Source organism: Granulicella sp. dw_53, from assembly GCF_018449545.1.
Taxonomy (GTDB): Bacteria; Acidobacteriota; Terriglobia; order Terriglobales; family Acidobacteriaceae; genus Edaphobacter.
Genome location: NZ_JAAVUR010000007.1, coordinates 251,225 through 267,871 on the forward strand (window position 1 = coordinate 251,225; position 16,647 = coordinate 267,871).

The 16,647-nt window shown below is 60.1% G+C and carries 12 protein-coding genes; 5 read left to right on the plus strand and 7 right to left on the minus strand.

Annotation, left to right across the window (positions count from 1 at the left end):
* Nucleotides 1-24 precede the first annotated feature (24 nt).
* Nucleotides 25-3,552, minus strand: coding sequence for a TonB-dependent receptor (locus HB393_RS12970; RefSeq protein ID WP_213805599.1), 3,528 nt, complete (start codon nt 3,550-3,552; stop codon nt 25-27).
* 630 nt (nt 3,553-4,182) lie between these two features.
* A complete protein-coding gene (locus HB393_RS12975) occupies nt 4,183-5,193 on the minus strand; it encodes a DMT family transporter (protein ID WP_213805600.1) in 1,011 nt (336 codons plus the stop codon).
* Here HB393_RS12975 and HB393_RS12980 point away from each other — a divergent pair.
* Nucleotides 5,192-6,166, plus strand: coding sequence for a LysR family transcriptional regulator (locus tag HB393_RS12980; RefSeq protein WP_213805601.1), 975 nt, complete (start codon nt 5,192-5,194; stop codon nt 6,164-6,166). The two genes, HB393_RS12975 and HB393_RS12980, sit on opposite strands and share 2 nt — an antisense overlap.
* Here the strand turns inward: HB393_RS12980 and ggt are convergent.
* The gene (gene ggt, locus HB393_RS12985) at nt 6,131-7,888 is read right to left on the minus strand and encodes a gamma-glutamyltransferase (RefSeq protein WP_255551057.1); all 1,758 of its coding nucleotides are present in this window, start codon (nt 7,886-7,888) and stop codon (nt 6,131-6,133) included. The genes HB393_RS12980 and ggt overlap by 36 nt on opposite strands.
* Before the next feature lie 280 nt (nt 7,889-8,168).
* On the opposite strand from ggt, the gene HB393_RS12990 reads away from it, so the two are divergent.
* Nucleotides 8,169-9,656 (plus strand): MFS transporter, encoded by a 1,488-nt coding sequence (locus tag HB393_RS12990; protein ID WP_213805602.1) that lies wholly within the window; start codon nt 8,169-8,171, stop codon nt 9,654-9,656.
* Nucleotides 9,657-9,947: 291 nt separating this feature from the next.
* On the opposite strand, the gene HB393_RS13000 is transcribed toward HB393_RS12990, so the two are convergent.
* Nucleotides 9,948-11,225: a fibronectin type III domain-containing protein gene (locus tag HB393_RS13000; RefSeq protein WP_213805604.1), complete on the minus strand. Its 1,278-nt coding sequence runs from the start codon at nt 11,223-11,225 to the stop codon at nt 9,948-9,950.
* Nucleotides 11,226-11,419: 194 nt separating this feature from the next.
* Between HB393_RS13000 and HB393_RS13005 the strand changes: the two genes are divergently transcribed.
* On the plus strand, nt 11,420-12,184 hold the full coding sequence (locus tag HB393_RS13005; RefSeq protein ID WP_213805702.1) for an XRE family transcriptional regulator: 765 nt from the start codon (nt 11,420-11,422) through the stop codon (nt 12,182-12,184).
* A 114-nt stretch (nt 12,185-12,298) separates the two neighbouring features.
* Here the strand turns inward: HB393_RS13005 and HB393_RS13010 are convergent, their stop codons facing one another.
* The 3 genes from HB393_RS13010 to HB393_RS13020 all read right to left on the minus strand — a co-directional run bounded on the left by HB393_RS13010 (nt 12,299) and on the right by HB393_RS13020 (nt 13,689).
* Entirely contained in the window at nt 12,299-13,084 is a 786-nt protein-coding gene (locus HB393_RS13010) for an NIPSNAP family protein (protein WP_213805605.1), read from the minus strand.
* 75 nt (nt 13,085-13,159) lie between these two features.
* A complete protein-coding gene (locus tag HB393_RS25685; RefSeq protein ID WP_213805606.1) occupies nt 13,160-13,384 on the minus strand; it encodes a type II toxin-antitoxin system YafQ family toxin in 225 nt (74 codons plus the stop codon).
* A 44-nt stretch (nt 13,385-13,428) separates the two neighbouring features.
* Nucleotides 13,429-13,689, minus strand: a complete 261-nt coding sequence (locus tag HB393_RS13020) for a type II toxin-antitoxin system RelB/DinJ family antitoxin (RefSeq protein WP_213805607.1) — start codon at nt 13,687-13,689, stop codon at nt 13,429-13,431.
* Nucleotides 13,690-13,859: 170 nt separating this feature from the next.
* On the opposite strand from HB393_RS13020, the gene ruvB reads away from it, so the two are divergent.
* Nucleotides 13,860-14,924: a Holliday junction branch migration DNA helicase RuvB gene (gene ruvB, locus HB393_RS13025; protein WP_213805703.1), complete on the plus strand. Its 1,065-nt coding sequence runs from the start codon at nt 13,860-13,862 to the stop codon at nt 14,922-14,924.
* 379 nt (nt 14,925-15,303) lie between these two features.
* A complete protein-coding gene (locus tag HB393_RS13030) occupies nt 15,304-16,563 on the plus strand; it encodes a GGDEF domain-containing protein (protein ID WP_213805608.1) in 1,260 nt (419 codons plus the stop codon).
* Nucleotides 16,564-16,647: the final 84 nt, after the last annotated feature.

The following is a 16,647-nucleotide window of genomic DNA, read 5'->3' on the forward strand; positions in this document are numbered from 1 at the left end:
CGCTATTGACTCCAGGACTCGGACTCAAAATAGAATTTTGAGTCCGACCTGAAGCTGGCGTGGGGAGTTGGACTGCGCTGAGACCACGCCAAAGTTGGGATCTGCGACGTTTGTGACTGGCCCTGAGAAGGCGGGTGTATTGAAGGCGTTGAATGCTTCGACCTTTAATACTGCTTTGACTCTCTCTGCCTCGAAAAACTCCTTGCTGACTGAGACGTCAAGATTTCGCAGACCAGGATTGCGAAGGTAGCCCGACGTACGGGACATATTTCCGAAGGTATAAGTGGCCGGTTGCGAGAAGGTCGCGGTGTTGAAGTACTTGCTTAGCCGATCCTCGACTCTTCCGCCGATCGATGCATTCTGGCCGTTGCTGTTGGGACGCTCTCCTGGGTTGAAGATATTGGCGACGTTGTTGGCCGAGAAGGCGAGCGGCGTGCCATTATGCGCGGAGAAGATTCCATTGATTCCATATCCTCCGAAGAGGGTATCCACAAGACGATTCCAGTGGGAGCCGAACTGCTGACCACGGCCAAAGGGCAAGTTGTAGACTCCACTGATCACTAAGTTTCGAGAGATATCGAAGCTCGAAAGAGAGTAGGAGTCCTGTACGAGAGGGATGCTGGCGTCCTGATAGGTTCCGTTGTTCCCGTAGTTGGAGTTACTGATGGAGTAGTCGTCGAGCGACTTACTTCCGGTGTACGAGAGAAGCAGCGTTGCATTCTTGCTGAAACGCCGCTCGACACGTATCTGTACCGAATCGTAGCGGGAGATCGCTCCAACGTCCTGATAGCCGTTGACAGTCGTGAATTGGGGAAACGGTGCGAGCAGGTATCGTCTCTGAACGGTAGCTCCGGAGAGTGGTCCCGAGATCTGAACCTTCCCTTGGAAGGGGTTGGAGACGGTCTCCAGCAACTTTCCTCCGAGAGCCAGCGCCGAATCCGGAAGCTGATTGTAGCTTGGGCTAAAGGGCAGTTGCAGACCACGGCTTCCAACGTATGTCACACCGACCAACCAGTCTGATGGCAGTTGGTATTCGACTCCGAGTTGGTAGTTCTCCGAGTAGGGCGAAGGCTGTCTGCGCAAGCCTGCCACGATTGATCCGCCTGTTCCTGTAAGGAGGCCGAATGTATTTCCAGTCTGCGCGACGAAGGCTCCTCCGGGAAAGGGATTGGAGAGGTAGTTATTGGGTGTTGCTCCATCGAGGGTTCCAAAGTACGAGGTGGTGGCGCGATAGCCAGTGTTCTGAACAGTTGCTGCGGCTTGGTTCGGGCTGTCGGCGAAGAAGATGCCGTAAGCGGCGCGCAGGACGAAGGGGCGAAATGGGTGGTACGCGAATCCGACGCGAGGAGAGAAGTTTTTGTAGTTCGGGTCGGTTACGTTCCTGGGGTTGCCGTTCACTCCTGCGTACTGGAGACCGCCCTTCAGACCGGGGAGTCCGGTCGTTGCGGCGAGGGGGGAGGGGACGTTGAGGTCCAGGAAGGTGGTCTGGTTGTGGCGCTCTGTCCGGGGACGGAAGAGATCGTAGCGCAGACCGAGGTTGAGGGTCAGCTTGTCGGTTACTCTCCAGTCATCCTGGAGGTAGGCTGCAGCGTAGTGGCTGATGCTGTTGACGATCTTGAAGTAATGGACCACGCTACCTGACGTTCCCAATCCGAGCAGGAGGGAGGCGAATCCGTCTCCCGCTGTAGGTGAGGCTGTCAGTGCGTTGGGACCCTGGGTCAAGGTGGTTCCGAAGGTAAAGCTGCCAGTTGCTCCTCCGTCGCCGTTGGCGTTGTTGGCCAGGATTCTAAATTCGCCTCCGAAGTTGAGTGTGTGGCGATTCAACATCTTGGTGTTGTTGATCAGCAGCGAGTCTTGCAGGTATCCGTTATTTCCTTTGCCTTGCTGGCCGCCGGAGCCGATTGCGAGATATCCGGCTGGAGCGATTCCGGGAAAGGTAAGTGCGGTTGCGGAGCTTTGGACGGCCGCTTCTCCCAGATAGGAGGGGAAGCCCAGCGTTGCGGGGTCGAATCCGTCGCCGGCGGTGGCGACGTTGTAGTTGACGTGACTTACTCCGGCTCTTAGCTCGAAGATGTACGTCGAGCTCTTGGCGAAGGTATAGTCCAGACCTGCTCCGATCGCCGGTTGAGATCCAGTGGTTGCGTTTTGCGCGACCTGAATCGCGCTGGGGAACTGATGTGCGTAGCCTGTGGTGGGATTTCTCTTAGAGAAGCGGAACGACACGCGATGGCGGTCGGAGATGATCTCATCCACCTTGATGTCGTACTGGTCGATGATGTAGGGAGATGAGGCGTTGACGATGTAGTTGTTTCTCCCGAAGGTTCCGGGAGTGTTGGGCAGCGGATAGTACTTCAGGATGTTGGCTCCGACCGGATCGAACCGCGACGGATTGATGAAGTTTCCAGGGAATGGCGATCTGGAGAAGCTGGTGGAGCCGTTCGCGGAGACTGTTTTTACGGTCGTCGCCGGATCGTAGATCACGATCTTGGCTCCGGTGCTGGTGGCGAGGGCGGAGAAGTCTCCTCCGCGCTCGGCGAGGGTTGGGACGGTTGTCGTCAGTTGCGAGGCGGTGTCCTGTCGGAGGCCTTCGTAGTCGACGAAGAAGAAGGTCTTGTCGCGTCCGTTATAGAGCTTCGGGATATAGACGGGGCCGCCGAGGCTAAAGCCGAACTGGTTTCGCTTGAAGCTGGGCAGCTTGAACCCGAAGCGGTTGGCGAAGAAGTTATTGGCATCCACGTAGGAGTTGCGGAGGAAGTCGTAGACGCTGCCGTGGAGGTCGTTGGTTCCGGACTTGTAGATCACGTTGATGATGCCGCCAGCGGCGTTTCCAAACTGCGTGGAGTAGTTGTTGGTCTGGAACTTGAACTCCTGCGTGGCGTCGACGGATGGAAAGATGCTGAGCACGGTGACGTTGTCCGTCGGGGGCGAGGCCGGTACGCCATCGAGCAGGACGTCGGTGTTGCCGGCTCTCGCTCCGTTGACGTTGAACTGCAGGCCGTTGAAGTCGGATCGGACCGTACCCGTGACTCCGGTAGCGAGAAGGACCAGGCTGAAGGTGTTCCTCTGGTTGAGAGGGAGGTTCTCGATGCTCCTGGTGCCGATCACCTGGCCGATATCGGAGGTCTGAGTCTCGAGGAGCGGTTCGGCGGAGTCCACGCGGATGGTCTCGGTGGTCGATCCTACCTCCATGACGAGGTCGATCTGCGCGGTCTGGTCTACGTTCAACACCAGACCGGATCTCTCGAGGTGTTTGAAGCCGGGCGCGTCTACCGTGATGTTGTACGGCCCTGGAGGCAGATTGGAGACGTCGAACTGGCCTGAGCCGTTGGTTTGCAGCCTGGAGGTTGCGCGGGTGCCGGTGTTCATCACGGTCACGGTTGCGGTGGGAATTACGGCGGTGGTGGAGTCCCGGACGGTGCCGCGGATGGAGGCAGTAATTCGCTGGGCGCTGAGTTGGAAGGCGTGAGCGAAGAGAAGTATCGCCGCGAGGGTTAGAAGGGTCCATGCCTTGGCAGTTGAGGTCAGGTGAAGCTGGGAGATCTTTCCTTGCATTTGTGGCCTCGAAATTTGAATGGACAGATGGAGCAGAGAGAGCAGTCCGGAGGGAAGCTGCGGTCAGAACGACCGTGCATTCCACATTCAAAACTCAGCCTTGGTAAACCATTCACTGGCCTGGAGTAAGTTAATTTACCGTATACAGACTGCGTTTACGGTAAAGAGCCTTTTAGAATCAGTGAGTTGGTTTGTCCCACTCTGTGGGTTTTCCTTCGGGAATTTCGCGGCAAGGCAGTCCCTATGAGGCCCTTGGTGTGGCCCATTTTCCGCCCATATTACGGGTGGAAGGCACCCCTCCCGGGCGGTGGCGCGGGCGGGGGACCCCCTCCCCCCTTTTTTGGACAAAGTCTTTATTCGAATCGATTTAGGCGGGGACTTCCGAGGGGCCGTTTGGCTCGGATTGGATTGGCAAGGAACACACAGCTTCTCTTCGCACTGAGCGAATTGAGATCGTGCTTTTTTTAATGCTTCTAGTTAAATTCTACGCAGTGGAGCATAACTAAAGTGCCATTTCGATCTCATTGATTTGGATGGTTTAGCGCGATTAGGGGCTTGACAAGATGTTTTGCTGGATTTTTACGAGGTGCATGTTGTAACTCCAGTCGGGCCAAGGGTTCCGGCTTGCGTTCAGATTCTCTGATTGATTTGTTCTCCCTGTGGGACCTGGATTGGTGACGGCGCGACCTGGAAGGAGCGGAGGTTGAGGAGGATGAGTCCGGTGATGACGATGGCGACGCCTACGTAGGCGGTCCAGCCGATGGACTCGTGGGCGATGGCGCCCCAGAAGAGACCCCAGATGGGCAGGAGGTAGGTGACGGCGGTGAGGTGGGTGGCGGAGATGTGGGCCAGGAGGGTGTAGTAGAGGAGGTAGGCGAGACCGCTTCCGACGATGCCCAAGGTGGCGACGGCGGCGATGGAGGAGAGGCGCACGGAGACCGGATGTGGTCCGGTGAGGGCGACGGGCAGGACCATGAGGGCCGCGAGGCTGAGTTGGGTGGTGGCGAGGCCGATGGGGTCGAGGCCCTTGAGTTTGGCCTTGGCGAGGACGGTCGCAATGGCGTAGCCGAGGCCAGCGCAGGCGATGAGTACGACTCCGCGAAGGTAGGCGCTGTGGCTGATGCCGATGGCGCGATCGGTGTTGTGACCGTAGACGACGAGCAGGACTCCGAAGAAGCCGAGTAGTACGCCGAGCACGATGAACTTGTTGATTCGTCCGTTCGCGATGACGAGGCTGAGAAGCATGGCCCAGATGGGCGTGGTCGCGTTGAGGACGGCGGCGGTGCTGCTGGGGACGGTCTGCTCGCCCCAGGCGAAGAAGGTGAAGGGTATGGCGTTGTTGAAGAGCGCGACGAGGAAGAGCCAAGGGAAGAGGCGGCGCGGCGGCAGGGAATGTTTGCCGGCGAGGAGGACGGTCCAGAGCAGCGCGGCTCCGAAGGTGGAGCGCAGAAGGGCGACCCAGAGCGGCGGGAAGCTGGCGCCGGCGATGCTGATGAGGAGGAAGGAGACGCCCCAGACGGCGGATAAGAGAAGGAGTTGAAGGACGTGTGCGGTCTTCATGATGGAAGGATGGCAGCGCCACTCTATCGGGTCAAGCGAATTGATATGATGGATAGCATCGTAAATTTCGATGGGAGGCATGATGCTCGACCTTCGGCAGATGAAGACGTTTCGGACGGTGGCGGCGGAGCGCAGCTTTACGCGGGCGGCTGCGTTGTTGAACTATGCGCAGTCGAGTATCACCGCCCAGGTGCATGGGTTGGAGGAGGAGCTGGGCGTGCCTCTGTTCGACCGGCTGGGACGGCAGGTGGAGCTGACAGCCGCGGGGCATCAGTTGCTGAGTTATGCGGATAAGCTGCTGGAGCTGGCGGAGGAGGCCAGGCTGGCGGTGCATAGCAAGGGCGAGCCTGCCGGGCCGCTGACGGTGAGCGCTTCGGAGAGCTTGTTGACGTATCGTCTGCCGAAGTTGCTGCGGGCTTTTCAGTGCAGGTATCCAGCGGTGCATCTCTCGCTGCATGCTTCGCAGGTTTGTATCGCTGGAAGTCCGCTGGAGCCGGGAGTGGATGTGGCGCTGAAGATCGATGAGCCGGTGCATGCGGCGAACTTCATCGTGAAGCGGCTGCGGAAGGAGCCGATGGTGACGGCTGTCTCCGCCGATCATGTGTTGGCGAAGAAGAGGCAGATTCAGGCGTGCGATCTGGTGGAGCAGCAGATTTTGTTAACGGAGCAGAGTTGCAGCTACCGGGCGCTGTTCGAGCGGATGCTGGTGGCGGAGGGAGTTCGGGTTACGAAGTCGCTGGACTTCGCGAGTGTGGAGGCGATCAAGCAGTGTGCGCTGGCGCGGATGGGGGTCGCGGTGCTTCCGGAGTTCGTGCTGCATGAGGAGCTGATGCGGGGAAGTCTGGTGGCGCTGGCGTGGCCTGCGCAGAGGATGCATGTCTATACGCAGATGATCCGGCATAAGGATAAGTGGGTCTCGCCGGTGGTGGAGGCGTTCTGGAAGATGGCGAGCGAGATGCTGCCAGTCAGCCGCGGAGAAAAGCTGCGTGGAGATCAGCCTCGTGGTGTTCAGCGTGACTTAGTAGCCAGCGGCCTTGCCGAAGTCTCTGCGTGAGTCGTGGCCGCCTAAGAGCTCGCCGGTTTTGGGGTCGATGGCGATGAGTTCGCAGTCGCCCCAGACGCCGGGGTTGTTCTCGTCGAACTCGCCGGAACGTTTGATGGTGTAGCCCATGGTCTTGAGCTGGTCGGTGATGTTGATGGGGAATCGCTTTTCGACTTGAAGCTCGTCGGGCAGGTACTGGTGGTGGAAGCGGGGTGCGTCGGCGGCCTGCTGGACGTCGAGTCCGTTGTCGACGATGCTGATGATGTTGTTGGCCACGGTGGTGATGATGGTGGAGCCGCCGGGGGTGCCTAGGACGTAGCGCAGTTTGGCGCGGCGGTACCAGTGGCCCTTGGTGGTGACGATGGTGGGGGTCATGGCGGAGAGGGGACGCTTACCGGGTGCGATTGCGTTGGCGGGGCCCTGGATGAGGCCGAATCCGTTGGGGACGCCCATCTTGGAGGCGAAGTCGTCCATCTCGTCGTTGAGGAGGAAGCCGAGGCCTTCGACGGTGACTCCGGAGCCGAAGAGGAAGTTGAGGGTGTAGGTGTTGGAGACGGCCATGCCGTCGGCGTCTACGACGGAGAAGTGGGCGGTCTCGGTGGACTCATGGGTCTCGGGGAGTTTGGGCGCGGGAGGCATGAATCCAGCGGGGCGGACGAGGTCGGCGGAGGCGGTGGGCTTGAGGGGGGTGATGGTCTTGCGCCATGCAGAGGCGTATTTAGGGTCGGCCATTTGTTTGAGGGGCATGGAGGCGAAGTCGGGATCGCCGAGGTAGTCGCCGCGATCCATGTAGGCGCGGCGGAAGGCTTCGGTGATGAGGTTGACCTGCGCGGGAGAGCGGTCTGCGCCGACTTTGGGCAGGTCGTAGCCGGTGAGGATGTTGAGGGATTCGAGGAGGACGATGCCGCCGGAGGAGGGTGGCGGTGAGGTGATGATGCGGTAGCCGTGGTAGTCGCCGGTGATGGGCTTGCGGTCTTTGACCTGGTAGGCGGCGAGATCGGCGGAGGTGATGAGGCCGCCGGATCGGGACTCGAAGTCGGCGATTTGTTTTGCCATGGCGCCGCGGTAGAAGTCGTCGGGGTTGGCGGCGATGCGCTTGAGGGTGGAGGCGAGGTCGGGCTGTTTGAAGGTCTCGCCGGCTTGGTAGAAGTCGCCGTTGCGCTGGTAGATGCGGGCGGACTCGGGGAACTGGGTGAGGCGAGCGGCGTGGAGGTTGGCTACCTCTCCGGGGGAGAGGACGAAGCCTTCTTCGGCGAGTCTGATGGCGGGTGCGAGGTCTTGCGCGAGGGTGAGTTTGCCGAAGTGTTTTTGAGCGTAGGCGAGGCCGGCTACGGAGCCGGGGACTCCGGAGGCCTTTTGGCCGACGGTGCTCAGGCCCTTGATGACGTTGCCCTGGGCGTCGAGGTACATGTCGCGCGAGGCGGCGGCGGGGGCCTTCTCGCGGTAGTCGAGGAAGTGGGTTTTGCCGGAGCGGTCGCGGATGAGCATGAAGCCGCCGCCACCGATGTTTCCGGCCTGGGGGAAGACGACGGCGAGGGCGAAGCCCACGGCTACGGCTGCATCGACGGCGTTGCCGCCTTGCTTGAGGATGGCGAGGCCGGCGTCGGAGGCGTCGTGGTGGATGGTGACGACCATGGCGTGTGTAGCGCGGGTGGGAGCGAGGCTGGGTTGTTGGGCGGGCAGCGAGGTGGCGAGGAGGGTTACGAGAAGGTGCGGGACGGGCAGAAGACGCAAAGGGCTTGCTCCAACGGGGTTGTTCCGGGGTTCTGGAGACAAGGATAGCTCGATTGGGACGCGTGGGTGGGTTCTTTGGAATAAATGTGGGTGTTGTGTGTGGAGGGATGGGCTGGGAGAGGAGGGCGGTCGTGCTTCGCACGATACCCCACCCTATTTGCGATGAGACTGCAAAAAGGGTGGGGCACCCGTTTTTGTGGTTTCCTTGAGGTTTTGGGCGGTGTTGGCGGGGTCTATGGAATAAGGAAGGCCAGCCTAGTGTTTCCTTATCAGGAATTAGATGGCACATCGAACCGGAAGCAGCGCGTACGTCCGTCCCAGTCGTTCGCACGTCGAGGAACCCGAACGGACTCCAGTGGGGGATGGCCTCGGGATACATCTTGATCGCACGCCTAGGCGGAAGCCTCCAGTAGCGGTGAAGATTCCCTGGTACCGGGAGCTGAGCCGATATCAGGTGCTGGTGGTGGTTCTTGCTTCGCTGGGCTGGATGTTCGACTGTCTGGATCAACAGCTCTTCAACCTGGCGCGCAGGCCGGCGATCGTGGATCTGCTGAAGGTGTTGCCGGGCGATCCTACGGGAGCGGCGCGGGTCGCGGAGTATTCGGGCTACGCGACGATGATCTTCATGATCGGGTGGGCGTCGGGTGGCGTCTTCTTTGGCGTGCTGGGGGATCGTATCGGGCGCGCCAGGACGATGATCTTTACGATCTTTCTGTATGCGGTGTTTACGGGTCTCAGCGTCTTTTCAAAGGGTGTGTGGGATTTTTCGTTCTACCGGTTTCTTACAGGGCTTGGGGTGGGTGGGCAGTTTTCGGTGGGCGTTGCGCTGGTGGCAGAGACGGTTCCTGACCGGGCCCGGCCGTACGCGCTGGGTTGGTTGCAGGCGCTTTCGACGGTGGGAAATATGCTTGCCGCGGGGATCGGGATTCTGCTGAGCCAGCTTCAGGAGGCGGGTGCGATTGCGAGCTCCTGGCGGTACATGTTCGTTGTGGGTGCGCTGCCTGCGTTGCTTTGCATTCCGGTGTTTCGCAAGCTGAAGGAGCCGGATGCGTGGCAGCGCGCGAAGGCTGACCGTCGAGGCAGACAACTGGGCAGCGTGAGGGATCTGTTTGCGGAGCCGCGCTGGCGGAGGAATGCGGTCGCAGGGATGCTGCTCGCGTTTGCGGGAGTGGTGGGGCTGTGGGGGATCGGCTTCTTCAGCTTCGACCTGCTGCGTTCGGTGTTGGATAAGACGGATATGAGTGCGGGGCGGAAGACGCTGTGGATCAGCGTGACGTCGCTGTTACAGAATATCGGGGGCTTCGTCGGCGTGTATGCGTTTATGCACCTTACGGCGAGGACGGGGCGCAGGATCGCCTTTGGTATCGCCTTCGTTCTTGCGATGTGTGCGACGGCGTTTACGTTCTGGAACCTGAGGACGTTCACGGATATTTTGTGGATGATTCCGCTGATGGGCTTCTCGCAGTTGGCGTTGTTCGGCGGGTATGCGATCTATCTGCCGGAGCTGTTTCCGACGAGGCTGCGAAGTACGGGGACGTCGTTCTGCTACAACGTGGGCCGCTTTGTGGCGGCGCTTGGGCCGCTGGCGCTGGGTCTGCTGACCAGCCGGGTGTATGCGGACAAGCCGGAGCCGATGCGGTATGCGGGCGTCACGATGTGCCTCGTTTTTTTAATTGGACTTGCAACACTGCCTTTCGCTCCTGAGACCAAGGGCAAGCCGCTGCCGGAGGACTCGCTTGCGAGATTCGCCGGCAGGCGGGTGCTTTGAACGAAGGGATTGGCCAGGGGTTTCTTGGTGTTTGTTGAGCGGTACACAGATCTGAGCGGTACAGAGATCTACCTTGATTCCGAATGAGGGTTGAATGGCAAGAGCATTTGGAGGTGAGACCGGTATGTATCTAGTTCTTCTCGATCAGGATGGACAGCATTTTCTGTGGCCCGAGGTGGTTGCAGTGCCAGAGGGGTGGAACACCATCCACTCTTTCGACAATTGGCAGCACGGCGTCGCCTACATCAGGGGCCTGAGTTTACGCCGGTTCCAGGTGCACTAAAAGTAACTTCAGGGCTGGGGCAGCGTCTCTTCAATAGGGGTAGATGGAGCGGACTCGTTGCCGGAGGTGTCGACGGCGGTGACGGTGTAGGCGTAACGCTGGCCCGGGACGGCGGTGAGGTCGCGGAAGGAAGGGCCGGAGAGAGGCGTGGCGGTGAGGCGGGAGGCTGGAGTCGAGGTGTTGGAGAGAGTGCGGCGATAGACGAGGTATCCGGCGAGGTCGGGCTCGGAGTTGGGCTGCCAGGAGAGGTCAATGGAGGAGGAGCGGGTAGGGCCGGTGGAAGGTTCGCCGAGGATGGCGGCCAGCTCGGTTGGTACGGCGGGTGGAAAGGTGTCGCGGAGGGCGATGGAGATGAAGCTAGAAGGAACGCTACGGATTTCGAGGGTCCTACTTTTCAGATGAACGATACGAACACGCTGAGCGGTGTAACGGTAGGTTTCGCCGAGGTGGGCTGTCTGGTCTATGGTGCCAGCGGGCTCGGGGGCGGTCTCCGGCTGGCTTTGCGTGGCGGGGGCTCCGTCACCGGGGGCTGGGGAGGGGCCGCTGCCGGCGCGGAGGTGGACCTCGGCGCTCTCCTGTTTGGCGAGTTGGGGGGACTGGCTGGATTTGGACTTGGAGGCGGTCTGCCGGGCAGCGAGCTCGGGGCTGAGGCGGCGGAGTTCGATGAAGGTTGGGGACGACGCGGAGGTGGCTACGTGTGGCTGCCACTCGAGCCGGGCTCCGGTTGGTACGGCAGTGGCGCGGAGGGATGTGACGGGCGGTGGCGCGGAGCCGGCGGCGACGAAGGCCTCGCTGGAGGGTCCGGCGGTGTGGCCTGCGGCGTTCTCGATCTCGACGCGATAGCTGAGCAGGGAGCTGGGGTCAGCAGTGAGAGAGGAAGGCAGGGTGTCGGTGGCGGTGTCCTGTCCGGTGTGGGCGGCGACGCGGAGGACGCTGGTGCAGGGCGGGGTGGATGGCTTGGTGGAGGCGAGCGTCGTGGGTGTGGCAGGCGTGGTGGCGGCTACGGCGTCGCGGCAGATGCGGGCGGTGAAGTTGCCCTTGAGGGGCAGCTTGTCGGTGGTCTTGGTCGGAGTGGTCCAGTGGAGGATGACCTGGTCGCCGATGCGCTCGGCGGTGAGGTCGGTGGCGGGTTGAGGGAGATTGAGCGAGGGTGGGCGCGGGGGGCCAGGGCTGGCGCAGCCGGTGGCGATCAGGATTGCAGCGGAGGCAAAGAGGAGACGTACGCCGAGAGCAGGGAGGGAAGTTACGGCAGACCGATAACTGGACGAGCTGCGGAGAGGAAGCATCTCTGTCAGCCTAGCATTTTCATTGGGTTGGAGAAACGGGCCAAAGGTAGGCAAACACGGGTCCAACCCCCAGAGGAAAAAGAGAATCTATTGATCAGGCACAAACATGTGTTTACAGGACCAACATCATTATGACTATGGTAAAGCGTAACTTAGATTTGTCCATCGATTCCCAGATCGGTGTGGACGAAGAGATGATTCCATTGCTTACTCCGACGCTGGTGGAGAAGAGCGGTGCAGGCCAGCGGGTGCAGGTGGACTCGGAGGCTGCAGAGGCTTTTATCGGCGAGAAGCGAATCGGTGAGCGGATCAAGTACCTTCGGCTGAAGAAGTCGATGGGGCTGGTGGAGCTGGGCCGGCATACGGGATTGTCGGCGAGCTTTTTGTCGCAGCTAGAGACGGGCCGCGTGGTTCCTACCTTGCGGAACCTGGCACGGATCTCGATGGTGTTCTCCAAGGATCTGAGCTACTTCTTCGATCCGGAGCCGCAGACGCTGTTTCGCATCCATCGTCAGAAGGACCGTGTGCGGTTGCCGCAGACGGGGGTGGAGGAGCCGTCGTACTTCTTCGAGAGCCTGGGGTACATGGTGCCGGACCGGCAGCTCGATCCTTACTTCGCGGAGTTTCTTCCGGCGAAGGCGGGGCGGGAGCCGCGGGCGCATCAGCATGTGGGCTGCGAGTTTCTTTATCTGCTCTCGGGCAATCTGGCGGTACGGCATGGAGAGACGACGCATGAGCTGGAGCCGGGAGATGCGGTGTACTTCGACGCGAACACGATCCATAGCTATGTGTGCCGGGGCGAGGTCTCGGCGAATGCCTTGATCGTGACGCTGCAGCATCCGGTGCCGCTGCATCTGGGGCATGGCAGAGCGGCAGCGATGAATGGTGCTCGGATGCGCAGCTTGAATGGAAATGGAGCTGCGAGTGGGTTGAAGAAGGGGCTGGAGCGTACGCAGTAAGGCGTAACGGTGATTTGAGGGATAAGAGCGGGATAGGAGAGGGTCTGGGCTTTTTTGCCTGGACCCTTTTCTTTTTGATGGGTTGGTTTTTGTTTTTTTGTTGGGTGTTTGGTTTTATTTCACTGGGGAGAAGGGTAGGGGGCGGAGGATTGTGTTGCTGATGTTGGCTACGATTTCGGCGTCCTTTAGTTCAGGTGGGGCGCTGAGGCGCTTCCATTCGGGATCGGAGCCGAACTGCTGCCAGAGTTTTTCGCGGCCGTCGAGGTTGTCGAAGGAGAGCATGTAGGTGATGTTGGGTTGGCGGGGGCCGATGATGGACTCGCCGATGAAGATGGGACGCATGCCGAGACGCTGGAAGGTGGCTATCTCGCCGTTGTTGAACATGCCCACTTTTTTGTTGAGGGCTGACATGGATTGGGACTGGTAGGTGCGGAGCTCGAAGATGCGCGGAGGACGGCTCGCGGCGTCGGTAGGGATGGCGGGCTCGGGGAGGATGGCGAGGCTGTGGAGGAGGCTGCTCTCGACGGTGACGAAGGGCATCCCGGCACCAGAGCTGAGTTGCTGGGAGGCCTTTTCGTGAGTTTCGTCCGCGGCGAGTTTGGTGAGGGTGTCCTGCAGGGCGACGAGGGATGGATATTGGGTGATGGTGACGAGGTAGGGTCCGTCGGCGCCGATGAGGTTGCTGAAGGCTGCGATGGGCTTCGCTCCGGCGCGGGTGAGAGCGGGGAAGAGGCCGGTCTCGAGATAGTCGGAGATGCGTTTGGCCTGGGCTTCATGACTGTTGTGCAAGTACCAGGTCTTGATTTCGAGGAAGGATCTGGTTGGCACGGAGGCTTGGACCTTTGAGGTGAGAAGTGCGGACATCGCTGCTGCGCCGGTGATCATCTGTCGTCTGTCCATTGCAGCTACCGTATATCAATTCCTGGGTTGATGGGGTTCTTTTAGAGAGGATTCCGGGCGGCGGGGTGCGCTTCTTTACTTCTTGAAGAGTTCGCTATGGGAGCCGAGACGAGCCAGCTCAAGCATGTCTGGATCAGACTTGCGATAGATCAGAATCAGGTCGGGACGGATGTGACAGTCCCGAAAGCCTTGCCAGGTAGCGCTGAGAGCGTGGTCTCGAAAACGGTCGGGAGGGCTTCGTCTGTCGCAAGTAAATGGATTGCCGCAGGTAGATCGGTTTGATTGTTTTGGCGTGTTCACCGCCTTGAACGCGCTTGTAATCTTTCTTGAAACGCGAAGAAAGCTTAATCGTTCGCATTCAGGTCTGCCATCAGATCGTCGATTGATGCAAAGCTCTTCCCGCCACCACGATTGAGTTCTTCGATTGCTTCGGCAGTTTGGGCGTTCGGTTGAAGATCGAAGGGAAGTGCCTTATCCGTGGCGATACGAGTCATCATGAGGCGGAAGGCAATCGATGGCGTCAATCCCAGGGACTTAAGCACTTTGGTGGCTTTCTTTTTGGTCTTTTCGTCGATGCGGGCACGGACTACAGCATTAGCAGTCATAGGAGACTCCTGGGCTACATTGTAGCTCACAGAGGATTTTAATTCTCTAGTGTCGTGCTCCCATCTCCGTATAGGTCTTTCTTGCAACTACGATTGTCTGGGTTGAGGTGGTTCGCTCCCCTGTGTGAGGCTGGTTGCTTCGCGTCTGGTTTCGCCTTACCATCGCCGGAGTGGATATTTCAGGACACAAGACGAAGGGGAAGGTGAATCACGCGTCGGCGGAGGCGGAGCGGCTGGTTTCGGCGGGGCGTGCGGAGGACGATGACGCCTTTGAGCTGAAGCTTCGGCCTACGCGGCTGGCGGAGTTTATTGGGCAGGAGAAGGCGAAGGAGCAGTTGGCGATTGCGCTGGAGGCGGCGAAGTCGCGGGGTGAGGCGCTGGATCATGTGCTGCTGTTCGGGCCGCCGGGGTTGGGGAAGACGACGCTGGCGACGATCATCGCGAATGAGCTGGGGGTGGGGTTTCAGCAGACGAGTGGACCGGCGTTGCAGATACAGGGCGACCTGACGGCGATTCTTACGAATCTGCGGGAGCGGCAGGTGCTGTTTCTGGATGAGATTCACCGGCTGCAGCATGTGCTGGAGGAGAAGCTCTACACGGCGCTCGAGGACTACAAGCTGGACATCATGATCGGGACGGGGCCGAGCGCGCGGACGCATGTGATGGAGATCAAGCCGTTCACGTTTGTGGGGGCGACGACGCGGCCGGGGATGTTGAGCTCGCCGCTGCGGGGGCGGTTCGGGATTCTGCTGCGGCTGGAGTTCTATACGGATGATGAGCTGCGGTTTGTGGTGGAGCGCAGCGCAGAGGTGCTGGGGGTGCCGATCGACCGGGATGGAGCGGCGGAGATTGCGATGCGGTCGCGAGGGACTCCGCGCATTGCGAACCGGCTGCTGCGAAGGGTGCGGGACTATGCGCAGGTGCGGGCGAATGGCGTGATCGACCGGCCTACGGCGGAGGCTGCGCTGGCGATGCTGGAGGTGGATGCGCATGGGTTCGATGAGCTGGACCGGAGGCTGCTCCGGACGATCATCGAGAAGTACGACGGCGGCCCGGTGGGGCTGAATACGCTGGCGGCTGCGCTGGCGGAGGAGCAGGACGCTCTGGAAGAGGTGTATGAGCCGTTCCTGATCCAGATCGGGTTTCTGGACCGGACGCCGCGGGGCAGGGTGGCGACGCGGCTGGCGTATGAGCATCTGGGGATCGAGATGCCGCGAAAGATGGGGCTCTTCTAGGTCTGCCGACTGGATGATCGAAGAGCAGGCGATGGCGTGGGGATGCTGGGATTTTCGTGTGTGCCGTCTGATGGTCTGCGGGTGAGTTAAGTACCGATAGGTCTCTAAGTGCGATTACGGTCTATCTGTGCGTATATCAGCAGATACGTACAACGAGAAAGCACGCTGCGACATCCAGTAACAATGCTCTAAATGTCTGCGAAGGGAAGCGGCGGACGTGAATTATGTTGTTTGCGCGACATTTATGGTCGAGGCAGGCTGCGTTGCTCTATGCTGGGTCATCGAGCAGAGCAGAGTTTCATGCTTAATCCATTTAGATCTGAACAATTCCCAGAGAGAAATTGCCGCAATTGTGCGCGGCGACGGCTGAAACCGCAGTATGGACCTCAAAACTTCCTTTGCTTTCTATTTCATATCGTTAGCGCTGTATCTCGCAGTGCTGACGTTAATGGCGTTCGCGGATAAGCGGGTGATGGGTACGCGGTGGCTGGCGTACTCGGTGATGGTCGAGATGGTGAAGGTCGGCCTGCAGGGGATGTCCGGGACGGTCCCGCGAGTTCTTTGGACGATGGTGGCGAACGAGCTTAGCCTGGTGGCTTTCTTCACGCTGTATATGGGGTTGAGGTGGTTTGTACGCAGGGAGCCGCTAAGCAGCCGGACGGGGCCGATTCTGCTGCTAGTGGTGATGGCGGTGTACTGCGGGATGTACTCGCTGCATCTTCCGTTTGCGTTTCCGGTGATGGCTGCGGGGCTGCTGTGGATGTGCGGGATTACGGTGAAGATGCTGCTGGGGCACGTCGAGGAGCGCTTCCGGGTTCCGGCGGGAATTACGGCGGCCCTGGTGGTGCTGCTGATGGTGCTGGTGGTCTACCGGATCGACCTGTCGGTACAGGCCTCTTTACTGGGTAAGGATTGGCAGATCGCCGGGACCGATCCGCGCTGGGTCTACTCGCTGATGCTGATCGTGATGATCTCGGACTGCCTGCTGATCATGTATGTGTGGTTCGCGGCGGCGGAGATGTACAGCGCGGTGGCGGCGACGGCGGGGATCGACTCTCTGACGGGATGCCTGAACCGGCGGGCGCTGATGAAGGTTGCGATGCATGAGGTGGCCCGGAGCGAGCGGACGGGGATGCCGTTGACGGTGGTGGCGCTGGATCTGGACCGCTTCAAGAGGGTAAACGATACCTTCGGCCATCCCGGTGGGGACGCGATGTTGTGCGCGGTGGCCTTCCTGCTGCAAGGGCGTCTGCGATCGGTAGATGTGGTGGCCAGGGTGGGGGGCGAGGAGTTCCTGCTGCTGCTTCCGGATACGGATGCGGTGAGCGGAGCCGTGGTGGTGGAGAATCTGCGGCTGGCGATGGAGGAGATGCAGGTTCCGTACGAGGGCCAGTTGATCACGACCACGATGAGCGCGGGAGTAACCCAGATTCTGCCGCGAAACGATAGTTGGACGGCGATGCTGAATCGTGCGGACCGAGCGTTGTATGCGGCCAAAGAGAGTGGAAGGAACCGCGTCGTTCTGGATGAGCTGGTGGCGAAGTTGCCACGCCGCCAGGAGCCGGGAACTTTGAGCGAAGCGGCCATTGCGGCGGCTGGCGGTGGGGCTGCGCTGCGGTTGATTCGTAAGAGGCTTTAGGGTGGTTTTTGGAGAGAGCCTAGAGCTGAGCTAAGTCTCCAATTGCTCTTTAGCCAGATCAACATTCGGAATAAACAAGTGTCC

Coding starts and splice junctions, on each gene's coding strand:
- HB393_RS12970 (WP_213805599.1), bottom strand. CDS start 3,552: ATGCAAGGAAAGATCTCCCAGCTTCACCTGACCTCAACTGCCAAGGCA.
- HB393_RS12980 (WP_213805601.1), top strand. CDS start 5,192: ATGATGCTCGACCTTCGGCAGATGAAGACGTTTCGGACGGTGGCGGCG.
- HB393_RS12975 (WP_213805600.1), bottom strand. CDS start 5,193: ATGCCTCCCATCGAAATTTACGATGCTATCCATCATATCAATTCGCTT.
- HB393_RS12990 (WP_213805602.1), top strand. CDS start 8,169: ATGGCACATCGAACCGGAAGCAGCGCGTACGTCCGTCCCAGTCGTTCG.
- HB393_RS13000 (WP_213805604.1), bottom strand. CDS start 11,225: ATGCTTCCTCTCCGCAGCTCGTCCAGTTATCGGTCTGCCGTAACTTCC.
- HB393_RS13005 (WP_213805702.1), top strand. CDS start 11,420: ATGATTCCATTGCTTACTCCGACGCTGGTGGAGAAGAGCGGTGCAGGC.
- HB393_RS13010 (WP_213805605.1), bottom strand. CDS start 13,084: ATGGACAGACGACAGATGATCACCGGCGCAGCAGCGATGTCCGCACTT.
- HB393_RS13020 (WP_213805607.1), bottom strand. CDS start 13,689: ATGACTGCTAATGCTGTAGTCCGTGCCCGCATCGACGAAAAGACCAAA.
- HB393_RS13030 (WP_213805608.1), top strand. CDS start 15,304: ATGGACCTCAAAACTTCCTTTGCTTTCTATTTCATATCGTTAGCGCTG.